Below are 19,831 nucleotides of genomic sequence, written 5' to 3'. Positions count from 1 at the left end.
CGGTTTATTTTCTTTTAGATTTCTCCCAGGCAGCACTTTGATTCTTTTTATAATACCTGATAATTCCTGCCAGCACAGCATAGTTCATCACACAAAAATAATAGGGAATAAAAAGTGCTTTCACCCGTATGTTTCTGCTTTCAAAATACAAGCCAATTAAACTAAGTGCGTAAAAGCAAACCTGCAGAATAAAAAACAGGGTATAAAATGCAGACTGTGTTTCAAAAGCAATAACAGCATTCAGGATAAATACAAGGAATAAAAGAAAAGGTGTGATTGTCCACCTCAATACTCTATGACTAATATATTGAAAAGTAAAAACCGGATTATGAAATGGGTTCGCAGCTTGTTTTAAACGTAAAATTGATTGTATACCACCCGCAGCTATCCTGATCTTCCTTTTGAGTTCTTCTTTTACATCAGCCGATGCGGTTTCCATTGCATAGGCCTCCGGTTCATAAGCAATGATATAACCCTTTTCTGCAATACGCATGGCTATCATATGATCATCGATAATGGTATCACTTTCTACAGGCTGATAAAGGGAAGTGCGGATACTGAACAATTCTCCTGCAGCACCAACATTGGAGTAGAGCTCATAATCCCATTTTTTTAGCTTCGATTCATATTTCCAGTAGAAACCCTCTCCTGCCGAACTTGCATCTGCTGTCTCCTCTACCAGGATTCTTTTTTCACCCGCTACAGCACCAACTTTGGCGTTCTGATAATGTTTTACCAGTTCCAGAATAGCGTCTTTATTTAAAAATGTATTGGCATCTGTAAAAACAGTAATATTCCCCTCAATAAAAGGAATGGCCCTTTTTATAGCAGCCATTTTACCAGAACGCTGGTCCTGGTGCAATAAAGTAACTTCATCAAAATCTTTGATGATCTCCGCTGTACGGTCTGAAGAGCCGTCAGTAATAAAAATCACCTGTATCTTATCTTTAGGATAATTCAGTTCCAGGGTATTGGTAATTTTCTCTGCAATGATATCTTCTTCATTATAAGCTGCGATGAGGACGGTAACGGTAGGCAGAATAGCCTCTGTTTTAAATAAAAATGGCTTACTAAATAAACGCTTGATTTTTACCAGCAGAAATAAAATAAAACCGTAACCAACAAAGGTATAAACGATCAGAAAAATGCTGATCCAGAAAATTATAATCATGAAAACTTAAATTTTAAATCCTAAATTGGTACTATTCTTTGAATGGGTGAGGTTCCATAATATACCTTTATATAACCACTTTGCTAAATCTCCCCTGCCTTTTTTAAGATATATTAATAGCTGTTTCGGGCAGGCAAGCAAGATGAAGTACAAGCTAAAAACAAATGCATTTACCCAACTCGTATTTCTTCTGATATAGAGCATCCTGTTCCTGGTCATAAAGTAAGTTTTAATGATACTTTCTTTACCTACACTCATGGATTCCTTATGATATACGGATGTGCGGCCTGTAAACCAGATTTTTTTACCCGCTCTTCTAAATTTTTCACACCAGTCCAGTTCCTCATAATAAAGGAAAAACTGTTCTTCCATCAAACCTATCGTATCCAGATCTTTTCTGCGGCACATCATCGCAGCACCATGACAAAAAGCTGTTTCCCTGCTGTCATTATCATACTGTCCTTTGTTAATTTCCATACTCCCTATCCCTTTATTTCTGCAGGTAACGTAATTCATTTCGGTAAATCCTGCATATTGAATTACATCAGGAGCATCAAAATATAGTAGTAAAGGTGAGACCATCCCAATCTCAGGATGCGCATCCAGTTCAGCGCTTAGTTCGGAAAGTAAATTAGCGGTGATTTCTGTGTCATTATTTAGCAGCAACAGATATTCTCCCTTAGCAACTTTAATTCCCAGATTGTTCCCACCTGCAAAACCCAGGTTGAGTTCAGAACGGAGGTACACCAATCCGGGATATTCCTCTACAAACTGAGCACCACAATCCTCACGGCTTCCATTGTCAACAATAATTACTTCCACCTCTTTTTGAACTGTATAAAGTTTAATTGATTTTAAAAAATCAAGGGTAACTTTGGGCTGATTAAAATTAACAGTAATTATGGAGATACGCTTCATCTAAAGTAAAAGTATATATTTTCATTTGAATATTATTAGATTCCGAAAAGATTAGAAAACGATTAAAAAAGCATTAATATCGGATTAATAAGCGATGAAAATTATACAAATATGTTTGGCATGATATTATCAATATACATTAAAAAAGTGATTTTGTAGTAAAATTAATAAGTGTTACTTATAAAAGTATGCCAACACCGATAGATGTAAAATGACAGTATACTTTTGCTTTAACTACAAATGAAATGGTCTTATAAATGATACGAACTAATTATCGAATTTTTTATAAATTAGTAACATCTGGATATTTTCCCCAATAAATCTTAAAAAGAATTTTGTGCATAAAAATATATATAGACTTGACCAATTAATAGACGCTCAGTCGGTCAAGTCGCCCGATAAAGTTGCAATTAAACATGGTTCAAGGACGTTCACCTATAAAACAGTCAATGAAATTGCCAATCAGCTCGCTCACTATTTTATAGAACGAAACATCAAACCAGGAGATATGGTTGGTGTAGCGGTTGAAAGATCTGCATCTTTACCTATCACATTGCTTGCCTTGATAAAAGTCGGTGCAACGTATTTACCTATTGATTATAATTTCCCGATTGAACGTATCAACTATATGCTCAAAGATGCCGGGGCAACAGTTTTAGTCACTTCAGAGAACTTCCGCGACAAATATCGGCCAGAAACAGAGGTGATCACTCTGGAGGAAATAAGGGGGATTTATGAAAAATATCCGGTTGAAAACTTAGAAATAGAGATTCCAGCAGATAGTCTTGCTTATATATTATACACTTCCGGATCAACTGGGAACCCAAAAGGTGTGCAAGTTAAACATTCCAGCTTACTGAACCTGCTACTGAGCGTACAGCAGGAACCGGGAATGAATAGTGATGATATTATTCTGGCCACTACTACAATTTCCTTTGATATTGCTGAGCTGGAGGTATTTCTCCCCCTGATTAGTGGTGCTACCATGATCATTGCAGAAGCCCAGGCAGCTAAAGATGGCCGTTCTTTATTGGAACTCGCTAAAGCCGAGCAGGTGACCATTATGCAGGGAACCCCTTTTATGTGGCGCATGATGCTGGAAGCCGGATGGGATGAACCTCTTTCGATAAAAGTTTTCTGCGGTGGAGAAGCTATGGCAAAAGATCTCGCCAGAAAACTCCTGGGTAAATGCAATTCCTTATGGAACATGTATGGCCCTACAGAAACCACCATTTATTCTATCATTAAACAGGTAACCCTCAATGATGAAATCATCACGATAGGAAAACCTATTTTAAATACACAGGTGTATATCCTGGACGAACATCAAAAAGAAGTGCCCAATGGTGAAGTTGGTGAAATTTGTATAGCCGGTGCCGGTGTTGCCCTTGGCTATATCAATAAACCAGATCTAACAGAAGAAAAATTCATTGACAATACCTTTTCGACAATAGCGGGTGAGAAAATGTATAAAACCGGCGATCTTGGAAAATGGCTGGAAAACGGGGAGATACACTGCCTGGGCAGGATTGATCACCAGATAAAGATCCGGGGCTACCGCATTGAAACTGAAGAGATCGAATTCAAGTTAAAAAACCTGGATCATATTAAAGAGGCTATTGTTGTACTCTTCAAAGATGCACTGGAAAATATGCACCTGGTTGCTTACATCGTTTCAGACTATAACGCAGATGCTACAAGGAATGCAGAACGCATAAAAGGATGGAAGGAAGAACTAAAAAAAGTTATCCCGGAATATATGATGCCGGATAACTATATGGTTATCCCTGCTATTCCACTCATGGCAAATGGAAAGGTAGACAGGAAATCACTACCTGATCCTATTCTCAGAGAACCGGGTCTCCATGAATTTAAGTCTCCAAATACAGAGATGGAAGTCCTGTTAACGAAAATTTGCCTTCAGAATATAGCGCTGAGTGAAATCAGTATCAATGATAACTTTTTTGAGTTAGGAATAGATTCGCTGATTGCTGTTAAAATAATGGTACAGATTGAAAAACAGCTGGGAAAAAGAATCCCGCTATCCATCCTGATCGGATGTCCTACCATTAAACAGCTTGCTACTTATCTGGAAAATGACAAGCCAGATTCACCCTATAAATCACTTGCCGCAATTAAACCTGAAGGAACTAAGCCGCCCTTGTATATTGTGCACGGCATTGGCTTAAACATATTGAATTTATACAGTATGGTTTCGAATTTAGACCCCGACCAGCCTGTGTACGGATTGCAGGCAGTTGGGCTAGATGGTACTGTTGAACCATTGGATAATATGGAGGCTATTGCCGAATTTTATATCCGCGAGATTATTAAACATAATCCCTCAGGCCCCTATGCTATAGCAGGTTACTCTTTTGGAGGAGTTATAGCCTTCGAAATGGCCAGACAGTTAAAAAAGATGGGGAAAGAAGTATGCTTTTTGGGTATGTTCGATACCAATATTCAATATCCAACCCATCAATACCCTACGGCAAAAAAAATAGCTGTAAAGGTTAGCAGACAAGTTCATAAACTTTTCTTCAGGACAAATACATTACTTACTCATCCTGTGCTGACTATGGAATACCTTAAAGCGTATTATACGCAGAAATTAAACCTCCCTGTCAGCAAAAAAGGTTTATTGGAAGTCTATGACTCTAATGAGCTGCCAGATTTTATGCAGGAAATTGTAAAACGCTTATACGCTGCATTTTATAATTACAAAATAAAACCTCTGGATGTTAAAATTGATTTATTCAGGGCTGGTACCAGAATGTATTATGTAGACGATCCTAAATATCTGGGATGGGGAAAATATGCGACCAAAGGAGTAAGCGTTTTCAATGTGCCTGGCGATCATAAAGAAATGTTCAGCGCACCCAATGATAAAGTTTTGGCAGAAGTATTGCAACAAAGATTAAACAAAATCCAACTACTGTAATGATGAACACGGCATAATAATATGATGAGATTAGCACATTTAATTCTTGCCCACGACAATCAACTACAATTGGAACGTCTAATCAAACGTCTCATTTACACAGATACAGATATTTACATCCATCTGGACAAGAAAAAAGACCTGACCCCATTCCTGCATCTGAAAGCATTGGAAAATGTTTATTTCATCAGCAACAGAACGGCTATTATATGGGGCGATTACAGCATGGTCAAAGCCACCTTAAAGAGCTTTGAAGAAATATTGGAAACGGGAAAAGCTTATAGCCATATCAATTTGCTGAGTGGTGTGGATTATCCACTTAAAAGCGCAGGTACGATCCAAAAATTCCTGTTCGCACATGCTGATAAAACATTTATGCGCTTCCGCCATATTGATAGTGAATGGCAGGAATCAAAATCCAGGTTTACCAAATACAACCTTGGGGATTACAATTTGCCTCTTAAATTCCAGGTTCAGTCTTTAATGAACCGTTTCCTGCCAGACCGGAAATTACCCAATAAATTAGAACCCTATGGTTTTTCCCAATGGCTTACCATGACTCCGGAATGCATCAGATACACTCTCGATTATCTAAAAAAGAATAATGCAGTAAGAAGGTTTTTCAGGATGACATGGGGTGTTGATGAACTGGTTTTTCAAACCATTCTGTTAAATTCAAAGCTGAAAGATACGATCGTAAATGATCACCTGCGCTATATCAGGTTTGATAAAGGCGGCTCAAGACCAAAAACACTAACCATACAGGATAAAAAAATATTAGCAGACTCAGGTAAATTTTATGCCCGTAAGTTTAGCGCTGAAGTGGATAGTGAGATACTGGATTATCTGGATCAACTGGCTGACATCAATGAATACAAGGAGTAACTAAATAATTAAAAAATCATATGATAAAGATTACTGTCGTGCTTTTTTGCTGTTTATCCGTATTAATCATCATATCAGGGTGTAGCCCTCCTTCCTATGGAAATAACAAAAAAGCAGGCAGATATTATAATATCCGCGGATTTAAGATGTATTGTGAGACTTATGGCACAGGAAAGCCGATGTTAATGATCCACGGAAATGAAGGCAGCATTAAAACATTTGCAGGTATCATTCCCTATTTTTCAGACCATTATCAGGTAATCGTTGCTGATGGCCGTTCTCAGGGTAATTCTTACGACAGTAAAGATTCTTTAAGTTTTGAAATGATGGCCGATGATTATGCCGCCTTACTGGATACCTTGCATATCGATTCGGCTTATATCATCGGCTGGAGTGACGGCGGCATTAACGCATTACTGATGGCTATGCGCCACCCTGAAAAAGTGAAAAAGATCGCTGCCTCCGGCCCGAATCTGTGGCCCGATTCTACCGCTATAGATCCTAAAATATGGGAAGAAGAAAATAAAAAATATACGCTAACCGTTAACAATCCAAGAAAAACAGCTCAGGAAAAAGAGGACTGGAAGTTTTTCATGTTAGACTGGGATCAGCCTCATATCACGCTTTCATCACTCCATCATATAAAATGCCCGGTTTTAGTAATGGGTGGTGATCATGATATGATCAGAAAAGACCATCTTACCGCTATCTATAAAAATATTCCTCAGGCAAATCTATGGATTCTTGACAATTCGGGTCACGGAACCCTATTTGAACACCGATGGAAATTTGAACATTATGTCAATAATTTTTTCAGCAGTGATTATCAGAAAACAAATACATATTAATTAAGCTCGAATATCCTAAACCATCATCGTAATTTCATCCAAATGAACTTATATTAGTAGTATAAATAAAAATTGTAAATGCTACATACGCTTCACAAAGCATTAAAATATGTTGTTGTACTGGTAAGTGCGCACATCCCGTATTGCAATCATCCTCTTCCTGCAGGAGCAGCTAAAGAAACGGCTTCAATATATATTGCCCCAAAACTTCCCTTGGGGGATACGGCAAGATATGTGAGGCTGGAAATAGAGATGAAAAAAGCCATTAAGCCCGATTTCTATTTTACAGATCTGCCATATGATAAGAATAAAGGTTTGATGCTGATGAAAGATGATGCCTCCATAACAGACTATACCATGGTGCTGAAGATTTTAAGCGGTGGTGTGGTCAATGGTAAAACTTATCCTGGTTTTACTTATACAGACGGCACAGGAAAAAAAATAGGCTATAAATACTCATTTGCCATTAATCCCAACGAAGGTCATACCACCGACCTGGAAAACGTAACTAGCTGGGATCAGATCAATCAAATCATTGCTAAAGGACATGCTTTCATGAACCATTCGCTTTTTCATGGTGGTACAGACAAGTTAAAAGCCATTAAAGATGCGGAAAAAAATATGTGGACACATACTCACTATAGAATGACAGAGATTGCAGTCCCATCGAATGATGAAGGTTATGTAACAAGCGGTCTGCAATTGGGTTATCATTTAATCACGTCACAATTCGGAGAGCCCGTTCCTGATGGAAACAACGACCCTGGGAACCAAAATATTTCATGGGGAAGTTTTATTCCCATGACTACACAGAATTTCAATAAAGTATTGGTTTCAAGATATAACCTGGGTGACCAATGGAACAGTGCCGAGCTAAAAGTTTCCGAAAATTTTATAGACGAGATATTTAGTGGTTCAAATACAGGCAAAAAACCAATCGGAGCGGCTTTTAGCCATGGACCATTTAAAGAGAGTAAAGATGCTCCCGATAATTTCTTCGCTTTCCTAACCTATATTCAGAACCACCCGGGGAACCATGACAGCGCATGGATCACTTCTTCCAAAGACCTGATGAATTATGAACAAACCAAGGCAGCTGTAATTGTCATTTCCAAACATTATGACGCGGCTACAAAAAAATTCATCATCATCCTGGATATGAAAAATGTAGATCCTAATGTAGTTTCAAGAAATCTAAGCCTTAAAATTACCGGTGGAACTATCAGTACCGTACACGGACAGGGTAGCAATGATATTACTTTTAATCCTTTAACCGGCTTAATAAATATTTATAAAACAGACCGTTCTAAAGTAATTGATCCATATCAGGATGCGCTGCCTCCGCAAATCACCAGTATTGTTGCAAAGGGAAAAATCATACTGCTCTTGTACGATAAACCGGTTACACAATCTAAAATAGAAGGTTATGACGTTCCTGGAAATAAAGTAATTTCATTAAGCGGCGACGGCAAAACATGGCAGTTGCACCTGCTGAATACAGTTCAGTCACCTCAAACATTATTTTACCGTATGCAGCTGGGAGACGCTATACAAACAGGCAACCATAAAATGCACGTTTGCAATTATGCAGGGCAGCCTATTAAATTTTAATTTACAGCGCCTCTACAAAAACAGGTGTCTCAGTTACATGTACAGTTAAATTGCCATGGGAAGTTTCATAATCTTTAAAAGTCATGGCATTGGCACCAGGCTGGAGTGTATAGATACGTGCTTTTTTTGCCTTTTTCAGGTTGAGTGTATAATCTTCCCTTCTGTCATTTTCATCAGGCACTACCAATACATACATCGTTTTATCCCTGAACTTATAGATATCAACAGCGGGATCTTGGCTAACCGTATTGTCATAGACATATTCTCCCATCAGTTTAGTTACCTGCAAAAGATAATCTGCTGACGGGCGCCTGCTACCCTCGTTTAACAAACCGGAAGTTCCAAAAGGATTCTTTGAATCAGATCCCGGAGCATCAGAATCATAAGCCTCATAGAAAAACACACGATTAATACCATGCCTGGCATACATTAAAGAAGTTCTTAAAATCCAATCCGCCTGTGTAAGCATCGCCGATTTTCCCTCTATAGTTTTTACACCCTGAATACTTCCATCTCTAAGGTCATAGCCCGTTTCCGTGGTCCACACCTCCATATTTTTCCCTAACTCCCCAGCTAAGGCTACAAAACTATCAGCCATTTCACCCATAGAATTTGTTTCAGGGGCTACACCGCTTTTTTTAGATTTAAATTTATATTTCAATTTATCATACCAGCCAATATTATCGTTGGAATACATGTGAAAATTAACTACATCAAAACATAGGTCTACACTTCCATCTGGTTTCAACCCCCGGTTTTCTTTACACCAGTCAATCATTTCATGCACAAACTTTACGTCGGCTTTGGCCAGTCCACCCATCACAACCTTCATATTCGGGTCGGCCGCTTTAACCCCTACATTTTTACCCAGTTTACCTTTATTGCCATCATAAAAAGCTGAAAGATTAGCCGCATACTCCCTGCCTGTCTGCTGGGCCCTTTTACCTTTCCACCATTTATCAGGTTCATTATTACATTCTACATATTTAACCAGGTTCAATCCAACCTTTATTTTATTTATCTGATCACCAGACCAGCGCGGCTGGTGATTTAAATGGATACCTGTAGTATCAATATTTTTGTTAGATCCATATCTGGCGGCAAACTGATAAATTGCACGGGCCTGAGCGATATAGGATTTTGGGTCTTCCCTATTGGAACCATATTTTACCGGAATATCATCCGCATCCTGCTTTCCTGCCGGATAAGTTTTATATAGCCAGTCGGGAGTATTTTTCATACAAACCAATACTGTTATTCCCTCTTGCTTACATCTTGCATAAACAGCATCATAATTCCATCCACCTCTTTTAGTAGGATTAAAAGAATAAGTTCCCTGTGTATCTTCCAGCTTTTCCCAATCCATATAATGACGGACCGCAGAAAATGATTTCATCAGCTGCATTTTTGGTTCATAAACCTTGCTGCCATCATTCGGGTTATGCGGATCCTGTAAAAAATCCCATTCAAAGGCATTTACCCCAAACAGGTCTTTCATTTTTATATTTTTATACCTTAATTTATTGACACTTACAGTATGCTGTTCATCGTGTTGACAGCTAAATAAAGAGCAACATACAAGTAAGGCTATTAAACAATTGGGCAGAGAGGCTATTTTCATGCAGTTTTATAAAATATACAGGCTAATATAACATAACAAAATATATTATCAATAAGAATCATTCTTTTTTAAGGAAGATGCTCTCTACTCAAAAAAAGAATAAAGCAATGACACGAACTTATGCAGGCATTTATTAATTATAAATTTTTCTACTGAATTTTTTCAGGTAAAAAAAGCATCATCACTAATCATTTTAATGCAACTTGACAAACCGTAGAAAAAACATCCACTACAATCATGATTAATACCATCCAATAAAAATTCAAGTGGATTTTTCTACGTGTGGCTTGTCTCAAGAACTTCTTATACTTTTATTTCTACTATTCCCAGGGAAAACGGTACTTATCTTAATAAATCCGGCGCAATTCATTAGGAAATTCTAATTTAAGATTCAAAAATCAATAGTCTCATTTTCGTTACAGTATAAACAAATGAAAGGTTTTGATTTCAACTTTTTAAAAAAAAACCACGGCACATTGGGTACTTTTAGGAATTTTTGGGGAATTTAAACCCCTCAACCTCCCAGTTATTGTTCATTTTTTTAACGTTTTCCATATAAAAATTACAATCTGGCGTTAAAATCACATTAAAATTTAAAATAAAAAAAACAATTGTGATTTCGGCTCCTAAAAGATGGAACAGACGCTTGATCAGTAAAGAAATCTTCACTCCGAGTATGAGAATGTACTTTTTTTCGAATTTAAAGCCCTTGTCATCTCACAGAATCAAAATAGACAACAATCTAATGCGGGTATTTTAATCCCCAATTTTACTCGTTTAAAGAATTTATCCCACTTCATTTCCCAAAAAGTTCTTGCATGCCATTTATTTTCTTTATCATTGGAATAGAGAAACGAACATAAAAAATCAACAATACAGGCTTTACCGTAAAGCGAGCATTATCTAATTACGAAACTAACATCACAACTCTTATTATGAAAAAGACATCAGGATTATTAGCACTCTCAGCATTCATATTATTCGTAATTACTTCTTGTTCAAAAATGGATGGTGTTACATCAAATCCTTCGGCTGCAAAACCAGTTGTTGTAGACACGGTGGTAAAAACTCCGGCTACTACTGCCGCTGCAGGCAGATCTGTTGCTGTAGGTACAGGAACAGGAGACCTTGTTATTGATGGCGCTGTAATCGGTGTCAAATGTAATGATGTAATTCAGGTAAAGGCAGGTACATATACCAGTATCAATATATCAAACATCAACTCAGGCTGTCCTATCACTGTTCAAAATAATGGTCAGGTTCAAATCGCAGGAAGCAATGATCAAATGGTCTTAAAAAATGTTGGTAACCTTACTATATCAGGAGCAGGAACAGCTGGCATCACAAGAGGCTTTCTCTTAAGGGATAATACGGCGCACAGATCAATTATAATCAGCGGTGTGGTACATGACCTTACAGTACAAAACTTCTCCTTTAAAAATGGCGGTGATTACACTGTATACATGGACAACTCTTCAATTGTATATAATGCCAGTTCAACTTCTACTTATTCCAGCAACCTTAAATTCTTAAATATAGACTGTGTAAATACTCAATCCTTTTTACAGGTTCCAGGAGGCGTAAATAATGGTTCAGTAACCGGAGTACTAAAAGGATTAGAAATTGCCTATTTAAACTTCTCTGCCTCAAACTGTGGTGATGTTGTAAATGTAGGGCTGGCAGATGATTATAACGTTCACCACAACACCATCAACAACATTAACACTACCAACAATAATCATAATGGTATTTTTACTATGCAGGGAAATGGTCAATTTCACCACAACCTCGTAACTAATCACCAGGGTAATGCACTAAGGGCTTGGGCAAGAAGTTTAGGCACAACGCCTAAACAAGTACTGATCTACAATAACACGGTAGTTAACTCGAGAAAATATTCCGCATTTGAATGTCAGGGATTTGCAGACCAAATGGTTGCTGGTAAAACTACATATGCCGATTGTAAAGTATACAGCAACATCTGTGGAACCTTAAATACAAGCAAAGACTGGATTGGTGTTATAGTGGATGTTTATAGCTTATTTGGCGGAACTTGCCAGGTATACAGCAATACCGGTTTCAACTTTGATGCTCCTTTTATCAATAGTTATTTTGTAAACCCGGAAGCTAGTCTAGTTCCTGTTGTTACCAATAACACTTACTATGCTAGCGCAGCTGCTGCCGGCATTAATGTAAATGCATTAGCTATACAACAATAATATTTTAAATCCTTTCTAATACCTTTCAAAAAGAGCTGACCCTAATAAGATCAGCTCTTTTATTTTCAAGTCATTGGCATATCCTGAACAGCTTATGACATGCTGAATTGCAAATTGAAATGTATCACTCCTACGTGATTGGCTCAAAACCCTTAGCATCAAACCTTCTCATCACAAATGTAAAGGCCAGTCCTTCCCTAAATCAAATGCGTTCTACCTATGCCTATTTTGCTTAGATTAAGAACCTGCAAAGCATTTAATTCTTAATATACTTCCTTAGTTTGAGAAATGGTTTTTCAAAAAATTCAAAACTGATTTTGCTCATAATTATTGTTAAAACCAATCCTAAAGCAGGTCCTACAAATACCAGAACATAAGTATTATCATAAACTTTGAGCATTTTAAGCACTGTAGTGATAATAAGAAATGCAATAATATGCAGCATATACATACCATAAGTTGTTAAACCCAATTTTGAAATCCATTTGAAATTTCCCATCTTATAAAAAGAGTTAGCACTATAATTCTGTTCAAGTATGATGAGTATGATAAAAATAGAAATAATCAGTCTTTCTATAATTCTCGTAAAATAGAACTGATTTAATATTTGCTCCCTAAAGATGAATAAGGCGATAAAAAATAGGTAGATAAAAACTATCCTGGATTTACTCAGATCGGTTATTAGTTTTTTTACTTTATGAACATGAATTAACCACGCTCCAAACCCTCCAACAGCCATGTCTGAAATACATGAAAGTGTATGATAATAATAATCAAGCTTAGTGTCATTCAGGGATCTGAAAATAAGACTCACTACAATTACAACTATAAAAATCATCCAGTACTTCTTAATTGGAATAAGATATAATAGTATAGGCCAAACCAGGTAAAACTGCTCCTCAATAGAAACACTCCACAATACTCCAAGTTCTGTAGAATCAGGCCAGCCGTTTTTTAATATATCAAAGTTCCCCAGAAAGAGCATATAAAGTTTTGGGTCAGCAGATTCGCTCACAGTTTGACCTAAATGATTTTTGATATAGGGGAATATAATAAAACCAAAAAAAACACAGGCAAAATACAAAGGCCATATTCTTATTACCCTTTTGAACCAAAAGTGATATATATTAATACTACCACTTGATTGTTTTTCAAGGATCAATAAGTAAGTGATTAAAAATCCACTTAATACGAAGAAAAAATTAACGCCTAAACCTCCATTTGTAAACAGACCATCAACAATTATCCTGTAAAAGAAATTTGATTTTATTTCGGGATTGGATACATGAAAAGTATGAACCGAATATACTGATAAGAAGCATAAAAATCTTAGGCCGTCAAGATTCTTAAAATATTGGAATTGAGCTTTCAGCATGTATTAGAGAAATTAATCAGACATTAAAAGCTCTAAATATATGAAAAACAAGATGACTTTTTAGGTATCCGGACTGATATAGGTAAACTAACTATAGATAACCACTAATTATTTTCTACCTTACTTTTAATAAATAAAGTGGAATAAATTTGTTTAATGAATATGATGACTTCCTTATACCCAATAATGTACATTTCCCAGAATTTAAACTTAGAATATTTATTCAATGGTATATAAGTAATAACTATGGCCATCAGCAAAGGAAAGATATTCGCGATTACAATAGAGTATATCGATTTGAAAATAGTTACGCCTATATAATCGCCTGCTAAATTGGCCAAAAGCATAATTAGTATTTTATAAAAATTTATTTTAGGTTTATGGATCACCTCTAATGTTAATGCGAAAAAGCGATCTGTAGGATAAAGAACAGCCATACTCATAAATATCCGGAACAAATTAGGTGCCTCAGTATGAACATATCGTTCCCCGCCAATCAAGTGAATAAGTGGTTCAGCAAAAATAATTGAGAGTATAGCGATGCCAAAAATAACTATCGAAAGCATTCCAACCAGCTTTTTCATTACATGCATCATTTCTGCCTTTTGGCCATGATTATAGTAGACGGACAGACTTGGCAGTCCTGATGCGGCAAAACTAAGTAAAAGCATTTCAATGATCTGGATTAATCTCCCACCCAAATTATAAACGGCCAGAGCCGCAGGGCCCAAAAAGAAATTGATAAAGAAAGTATCTGTTACTTTGAAAAGGTTAGATCCCACATTCGTACCCACACTATATTTACCAAAATGAAAAAGCTCGAGAAAAGCTTCTCTGGACCACTTCACTATTGAGCCAATCATTGTCCAGCCCATAAACATAACAGCCAGACTGGCCACCATATTAGAGAAAATATAAGCCAGTATAACATTTGTCAGGGTAGAGATTTTCATCATCGTCATTGCGATTACAATCCCGGTAAAAAGAACTTGGTTAATCAGCCTTAACCATAATAACCGATCAAATCTTTTATCCCCTTGTACAATAATATTCGCCATAAATGATGGCAGGGTTGATATAGATATTAGTGAAAAATATTTAAGAAATAAAATCATCCCTTCATTCTGCAGATGAGAAGAAAGAAGGTATGTGGGAATATTAATCAAAATTAATACAGCAGTTATACATAGAGACAATACCCATGCAGAGCCCGCTACCACTTCTGCCCTATTTTGCTCTGTACCCGAATAAAATTTAATAAATGCATTGGTTAAAAATCCCGACCTTAACGTATCAATCAATCCCCATATCGTCATAAAGAATACATAAACTCCGATATCATTAACTGACATTGCCCTATATAAAATAGCCATGGTCACCATTCCAAAAGTAGCCATCACTCCATTCCCCAATAAAGATTGAAAATGTATATTTTTAAATGTGGAAAGTACCGTTTTTATTAAAGACATAATGTGTTCTGACTACTGCGTATTTTAAGACTCGTGAATATCCGATAAAATTTAGTAAAAAAGGTCTTTTGGCATTACATTTAAATAAAACCAGAAGTTTTATTTCAAAAAGAAGTAAACAATCTAAAATCTACTCCTGCATCAATTTAACCATAATTATTCAATATAAGATCAGGATTGCGATGATTTATCAAACAAAATAATGGATGAACAGCTCGCCGGATTAAACCTGAAAGACAGATTAAATACTTAAAACTATTAAGTAAGTTTTTGAGACAGTATATTTTGATCTAAAAGATGTAATATATCGGAATCAGTTTCCAGATCGAATTTTCTCGCGAATAACATTCCTGAATGAATGATCGCTTCAGCATCTTTGACCTTTAAGATTTCTGGATGAGCTTTGCCGCCAGACCAATCAATGTACCGGTAATTTTCGTTGACCAACTTATCTTTGTAAGGAGAATTCATTAATATACTGGCCATAATAAATTCATCCGAACCCCAGGTTAATCTTAAAAAACGCATCATTTTAGGGTTTGCCTTAAAATAAGCCGATAGATAAGCTGCAGCTTCTGATGTAATGGTCCACCAGCAAGATCTGTTACCCCCATATAATTTTATAGGCAGTGGAAACTTGCGTTCACTAATCAATTTGTTTGCAATTTTTTGAATCAGATATTTCATCTTAAAGTTCATATCTGTAAAATGAAACGATTTGTAGCGATTTTCAGCTTCTTTCCACCAATCCGAATTCCTCGAACGATCATAAGATATAAACGACGATCCATTATTTACCAAAAAAAACTCATAAAGCTTATCAGCTGATACGATAGGGTAATCCTGTGCACTAATTAAATTTATAAAGTTATAATCTAACCCGGTTGCCTGAATTTCATCAATTGATCGCAATTGAGCTTCTACAAAGCTAAATCCACCCCAATTACATAAGGTTCTATCTTTGATAAAATACACCTGTCCAAGTTCTTCAAGATATTGAAAAGGAGCAATAGCTACTTTTTTATCTAAATGAATATAAAAATCAAAGTTAGGATGATGCATAGCCGTGATCAGGCGCTCTATCTGCAGAGGATTTTTATGGGCAGCAATGATATGGGCTATTCGCATAAGTTATTGGACAAATTTATCTGGCGAAGTCATTAGACTGTATTATCAATCTAAGATAAAGCTTCTTATGTAACAAACATGTCACACAAGCCGATTTTAATCACCTTTTAATACTAATAGAGAGGGTTTTAGCAGCAATTAGATGAATTATTAGTTTCTTTAAAAAGACGAAAATTCTCCTGTAGAAAAATCAGAAATGACAGTTACTTTTTTATATCCTTTAAATTAAAGATGATCAAATATTTCCGGCTTTCATCTCTCTTGCAGCAAATTCACAAGCACGTGCAGTTAATGCCATATAAGTTAATGACGGGTTTTGACAGGCGGAAGAAGTCATACAACTTCCATCAGTAATAAACACATTCTTGGCCGCATGCATTTGATTATTACCATTTACTACAGATGTCTTGGGATCTCTGCCCATTCTCGCAGTACCCATTTCATGAACGGTAGAACCACCTGGCTTATGATAATTAAATGAACTTACATTATTAAAACCAGCAGCCGACAACATTTCAGCAGATGTTTTCATTATGTCCTCCATCATTTTAGCCTCATTCTCTTTAAATGAAAAATCAATATCCATTTGAGGAAGCCCCCATTTATCGACTTTACTGGCATGCAGGCTTACCTTATTTTCATGATAAGGCAAACACTCGCCCCAGCCCGCCATCCAGATACTCCATTTACCAGGCGTAGTCAGTCTTTTCTTAAAATCTGCACCAAAACCAGGTTCATTCTGGCGATCTTCCCATTCTGCACGTTCTCCGTCGCCCTGTATATTATACCCGCGCAAAAATCCCAGTTCGGGCTGAGGTTTGAGATTTCTATATCTTGGAATCAAAAAGCCACAAGGCCGTCTTCCTTTATAATATTGATCCTGAAATCCATCATACTCGCCATAAGCACCGGCAGAAGAGTGATGATCCATTAAATTATGGCCCACCTCGCCGCTGTCATTACCAAATCCATCAGGAAACCTGTGGGATTTGGAGTTCAGCAGAATACCTGCTGTAGGAATGGTAGAAGCATTTACAAAAACCACTTTAGCAAAATATTCAAAGCTTTCATTGGTTAGCGTATCAATAACGCGTACACCTTTTGCTTTATCATGATGTTCGTCATATAATAACTCTGCAACAATAGAATAAGGTCTTAAAGTAAGATTACCCGTTTGAAAAGCAGCAGGAATAGTAGAACTGTTGCTGCTAAAATAACCACCGAAAGGACAACCCCTCGAACATAAATTCCGGTTTTGACATGGCCCCCGGCTATCCCAGCCTTTAGTCAGGTTCGCCACCCTCGCTATGGTGAGTAACCTGTGCTGATCTCCCTTAAGGATAGATTCTGCCAAATGATTTTCAATACAATTTAATTGCATCGGCGGAAGGAATTTACCATCGGGCAACTGCGAAAGGTTTTCGGCCTTACCGCTTACACCAATAAACTGTTCAACATAATCATACCATGGCGCAATATGCTGATAACGTATCGGCCAGTCAACCGCAATTTTATCTTTCAAATTAGCCTCAAAATCGAGGTCACTCCAGCGATAACACTGCCGCCCCCAAGTCAAAGACCTTCCTCCAACCTGATAACCTCTTAACCAGCTAAAGGGCTTCTCAGCATGATAAGGATGATCCACATCGCTTGCAAAGAAATCCTGATCGCCTGGAGAAGTATTTTGCGATATCATTGGGTTTTGCTGAATATGTTTCGTAGTAAAATTAGGTCCAAATTCGAAATCCCATGGATTTAAATTGGCCGTCTTGTAATCCACAATATGTTTTACATCCCTGCCCCGTTCCAGCAATAATGTCTTCATACCTTTTTTACATAACTCCATTGCTGCCCAGCCACCGCTGATACCAGAACCTATGACAATTGCATCAAAGGAAGAATCTACTTTTGAATTACCAGCTATATACATGTAATTTTATTTTGTTGCCCAGGATTTCTGGTCTTTGGTCAATGGGATACATGGTTGATACATGTGGGGAATATAATCATACGCTAACCCTTTTGTAGCGCCAAGTTCTGAAATACAATAGCCTTCTGTAGTCAACTGTTTAAGCCTTACAAAAAAAGGAATACCAAAAAACTTGTTATTAATTTTATTCAGCACTTTCACTTTAAACACCGATTTATCTTCAAAATGCTGGAGTACAGCTATTTTTTCTTTTTCTGTACAGGCAGCAAAATCACGTTTATAATTTTTTTGTACGTAGACCTCCAGGTCATTTAAGCCGTTTAAGAAATTGTGCTGTGAGATACGTTCAGTACAATATTTAATCATTCGGATCGTATATTCCTCTACTTTGGCATCTTTAGCACCAGGCGTGTCCGTTCGTGGAATGATTACTTCTCCCAACTCTGCTATCAGGGATTTTTTTTGATCGAGCGATTGGATATCAATAGCCGAATTCAAAGCAATCCATTTATAAAATGAAAACGATGACAACCCTACATATGCAACAACAATAATGCTTTTTATTGTAGTCCTTCTATCCATCTGATAATCCTTCTAAACGTCTATTTATGTAAATATAATCAAAAACATAATTTTCAAATACTAAATGCAAACATATTTTAAAACTGTTCAAATAATGAATTTAAATTAATTAAATATTTCTATATATTAATTATAACTACTTTAAATATCCCTATATTCGACATTTTAACAGATTGCATTAATCTCCTCAAAAAAAATTGACTTCAATTGAAGGTATATCTTTGATCATTCATCAAAATAATTCGCCAATCTTATAGCTTTTATTATATTTAATGAAATATTAACATTTTCAAAAGCGAATACAGCGATGAGACCAATAGCCATACCAAAAAACATATTAAAGTATAACAAAGGAAGAGCAGCTCTGGCTGGAGAAATTCCTGGTATTGCAAAAAGTTTCGAAAAACTGAAGAGTAACAAACCGTTAATATCCATTATTATACCCGCTTATAATGAAGAGGAAAATATTCTGAAAACATTATATTCACTCTCGCAAACGCTGACAAAACATACATTGGAGGTTATCGTAGTAAATAACAATTCTGTTGATGATACCGAAAAACTGGCTATTGACTGTGGTGTAACCTGTATTACAGAAAAAAAACAGGGAATTACCAACGCCAGAAATGGAGGATTAGCCATAGCTAAAGGAGAAATCGTTATCAATGCAGATGCAGATACTATTTATCCGCCCAGCTGGATAGACGACATGGTAACCCCCTTAATTGAAGATCAGTCGATCTGTCTTACCTATGGTAAATTCTCTTTTGTGTCTATTGCTAAAACGCCAAGGTTAGTTTATTTTTTTTATGAATATATTTCAGACGTCAACAGAACAATCTGCAAATTATATAAAGAAGAAGCGTTGAATGTATATGGTTTCAATTCCGCATGCCGCAGGGAACAATGTTTAAGTGTAGATGGCTTTAATCACCCTCCTGGAACCAACGAAGACGGATGGCTGGCTATTAAATTAAGAGAAAAAGGATATGGCAAATTCCATTGGGTAACCCTTACCAGAAGTATTGTATGGACAACAGACAGGAGAATTCAGATTGACGGAGGGCTTTTTAAAGCAACCTATGACAGACTGAAAAAAAATATCAGTTTCGATCACTTAAAGAAATAAGTCA

At 36.6% G+C, this 19,831-nt stretch carries 14 protein-coding genes; 6 read left to right on the top strand and 8 right to left on the bottom strand.

Annotated features, from left to right (window positions below; all coding sequences use genetic code 11):
• Nucleotides 1–4 precede the first annotated feature (4 nt).
• Together GSQ84_RS01100 and GSQ84_RS01095 are read right to left on the bottom strand one after the other, a co-directional pair.
• A complete protein-coding gene (locus GSQ84_RS01100) occupies nt 5–1,171 on the bottom strand; it encodes a glycosyltransferase family 2 protein (protein WP_158795400.1) in 1,167 nt (388 codons plus the stop codon).
• Nucleotides 1,172–1,177: 6 nt separating this feature from the next.
• Nucleotides 1,178–2,089 (bottom strand): glycosyltransferase family 2 protein, encoded by a 912-nt coding sequence (locus GSQ84_RS01095; protein ID WP_158795399.1) that lies wholly within the window; start codon nt 2,087–2,089, stop codon nt 1,178–1,180.
• Nucleotides 2,090–2,426: 337 nt separating this feature from the next.
• On the opposite strand from GSQ84_RS01095, the gene GSQ84_RS01090 reads away from it, so the two are divergent.
• The 4 genes from GSQ84_RS01090 (at nt 2,427) to GSQ84_RS01075 (ending at nt 8,374) form a co-directional block, all read left to right on the top strand.
• On the top strand, nt 2,427–5,030 hold the full coding sequence (locus GSQ84_RS01090; protein ID WP_158795398.1) for a non-ribosomal peptide synthetase: 2,604 nt from the start codon (nt 2,427–2,429) through the stop codon (nt 5,028–5,030).
• A 21-nt stretch (nt 5,031–5,051) separates the two neighbouring features.
• Nucleotides 5,052–5,915: a beta-1,6-N-acetylglucosaminyltransferase gene (locus GSQ84_RS01085; protein ID WP_216848841.1), complete on the top strand. Its 864-nt coding sequence runs from the start codon at nt 5,052–5,054 to the stop codon at nt 5,913–5,915.
• Nucleotides 5,916–5,935: 20 nt separating this feature from the next.
• On the top strand, nt 5,936–6,763 hold the full coding sequence (locus GSQ84_RS01080; RefSeq protein WP_158795397.1) for an alpha/beta fold hydrolase: 828 nt from the start codon (nt 5,936–5,938) through the stop codon (nt 6,761–6,763).
• Between the two features lie 78 nt (nt 6,764–6,841).
• The gene (locus GSQ84_RS01075; protein ID WP_158795396.1) at nt 6,842–8,374 is read left to right on the top strand and encodes a hypothetical protein; all 1,533 of its coding nucleotides are present in this window, start codon (nt 6,842–6,844) and stop codon (nt 8,372–8,374) included.
• A gap of 1 nt (nt 8,375) precedes the next feature.
• Here GSQ84_RS01075 and GSQ84_RS01070 read toward each other — a convergent pair whose 3' ends face one another.
• Nucleotides 8,376–9,872, bottom strand: coding sequence for a hypothetical protein (locus GSQ84_RS01070; protein ID WP_158795395.1), 1,497 nt, complete (start codon nt 9,870–9,872; stop codon nt 8,376–8,378).
• Between the two features lie 1,058 nt (nt 9,873–10,930).
• On the opposite strand from GSQ84_RS01070, the gene GSQ84_RS01065 reads away from it, so the two are divergent.
• Complete coding sequence (locus GSQ84_RS01065) at nt 10,931–12,214, top strand: hypothetical protein (RefSeq protein WP_158795394.1); 1,284 nt, start codon at nt 10,931–10,933, stop codon at nt 12,212–12,214.
• Nucleotides 12,215–12,470: 256 nt separating this feature from the next.
• On the opposite strand, the gene GSQ84_RS01060 is transcribed toward GSQ84_RS01065, so the two are convergent.
• The 5 genes from GSQ84_RS01060 to GSQ84_RS01040 all read right to left on the bottom strand — a co-directional run bounded on the left by GSQ84_RS01060 (nt 12,471) and on the right by GSQ84_RS01040 (nt 18,698).
• Entirely contained in the window at nt 12,471–13,589 is a 1,119-nt protein-coding gene (locus tag GSQ84_RS01060) for an acyltransferase (RefSeq protein WP_158795393.1), read from the bottom strand.
• 104 nt (nt 13,590–13,693) lie between these two features.
• The gene (locus GSQ84_RS01055; RefSeq protein WP_158795392.1) at nt 13,694–15,058 is read right to left on the bottom strand and encodes a lipopolysaccharide biosynthesis protein; all 1,365 of its coding nucleotides are present in this window, start codon (nt 15,056–15,058) and stop codon (nt 13,694–13,696) included.
• Between the two features lie 258 nt (nt 15,059–15,316).
• Entirely contained in the window at nt 15,317–16,186 is an 870-nt protein-coding gene (locus GSQ84_RS01050) for a beta-1,6-N-acetylglucosaminyltransferase (protein WP_158795391.1), read from the bottom strand.
• A gap of 235 nt (nt 16,187–16,421) precedes the next feature.
• Nucleotides 16,422–18,116, bottom strand: a complete 1,695-nt coding sequence (locus GSQ84_RS01045; protein ID WP_158795390.1) for a GMC oxidoreductase — start codon at nt 18,114–18,116, stop codon at nt 16,422–16,424.
• 6 nt (nt 18,117–18,122) lie between these two features.
• On the bottom strand, nt 18,123–18,698 hold the full coding sequence (locus tag GSQ84_RS01040) for a gluconate 2-dehydrogenase subunit 3 family protein (protein WP_158795389.1): 576 nt from the start codon (nt 18,696–18,698) through the stop codon (nt 18,123–18,125).
• A 307-nt stretch (nt 18,699–19,005) separates the two neighbouring features.
• Here GSQ84_RS01040 and GSQ84_RS01035 point away from each other — a divergent pair, with 307 nt between their 5' ends.
• Nucleotides 19,006–19,827: a glycosyltransferase family 2 protein gene (locus GSQ84_RS01035; RefSeq protein WP_158795388.1), complete on the top strand. Its 822-nt coding sequence runs from the start codon at nt 19,006–19,008 to the stop codon at nt 19,825–19,827.
• The last annotated feature ends 4 nt before the right edge of the window (nt 19,828–19,831 follow it).

Origin of the sequence: Pedobacter sp. L105, from assembly GCF_009765875.1 — a bacterium.
Taxonomy (GTDB): Bacteria; Bacteroidota; Bacteroidia; order Sphingobacteriales; family Sphingobacteriaceae; genus Pedobacter.
Note: the sequence above shows the minus strand (reverse complement) of the source record. Positions and strands in the feature narration are given on the sequence as shown.

Excerpts from the sequence above, each read along its gene's own strand:
- GSQ84_RS01100 (WP_158795400.1), bottom strand. The coding sequence starts at position 1,171 with ATGATTATAATTTTCTGGATCAGCATTTTTCTGATCGTTTATACCTTT.
- GSQ84_RS01095 (WP_158795399.1), bottom strand. The coding sequence starts at position 2,089 with ATGAAGCGTATCTCCATAATTACTGTTAATTTTAATCAGCCCAAAGTT.
- GSQ84_RS01085 (WP_216848841.1), top strand. The coding sequence starts at position 5,052 with ATGATGAGATTAGCACATTTAATTCTTGCCCACGACAATCAACTACAA.
- GSQ84_RS01080 (WP_158795397.1), top strand. The coding sequence starts at position 5,936 with ATGATAAAGATTACTGTCGTGCTTTTTTGCTGTTTATCCGTATTAATC.
- GSQ84_RS01075 (WP_158795396.1), top strand. The coding sequence starts at position 6,842 with ATGCTACATACGCTTCACAAAGCATTAAAATATGTTGTTGTACTGGTA.
- GSQ84_RS01070 (WP_158795395.1), bottom strand. The coding sequence starts at position 9,872 with ATGAAAGACCTGTTTGGGGTAAATGCCTTTGAATGGGATTTTTTACAG.
- GSQ84_RS01065 (WP_158795394.1), top strand. The coding sequence starts at position 10,931 with ATGAAAAAGACATCAGGATTATTAGCACTCTCAGCATTCATATTATTC.
- GSQ84_RS01060 (WP_158795393.1), bottom strand. The coding sequence starts at position 13,589 with ATGCTGAAAGCTCAATTCCAATATTTTAAGAATCTTGACGGCCTAAGA.
- GSQ84_RS01055 (WP_158795392.1), bottom strand. The coding sequence starts at position 15,058 with ATGTCTTTAATAAAAACGGTACTTTCCACATTTAAAAATATACATTTT.
- GSQ84_RS01050 (WP_158795391.1), bottom strand. The coding sequence starts at position 16,186 with ATGCGAATAGCCCATATCATTGCTGCCCATAAAAATCCTCTGCAGATA.
- GSQ84_RS01045 (WP_158795390.1), bottom strand. The coding sequence starts at position 18,116 with ATGTATATAGCTGGTAATTCAAAAGTAGATTCTTCCTTTGATGCAATT.
- GSQ84_RS01040 (WP_158795389.1), bottom strand. The coding sequence starts at position 18,698 with ATGGATAGAAGGACTACAATAAAAAGCATTATTGTTGTTGCATATGTA.
- GSQ84_RS01035 (WP_158795388.1), top strand. The coding sequence starts at position 19,006 with ATGAGACCAATAGCCATACCAAAAAACATATTAAAGTATAACAAAGGA.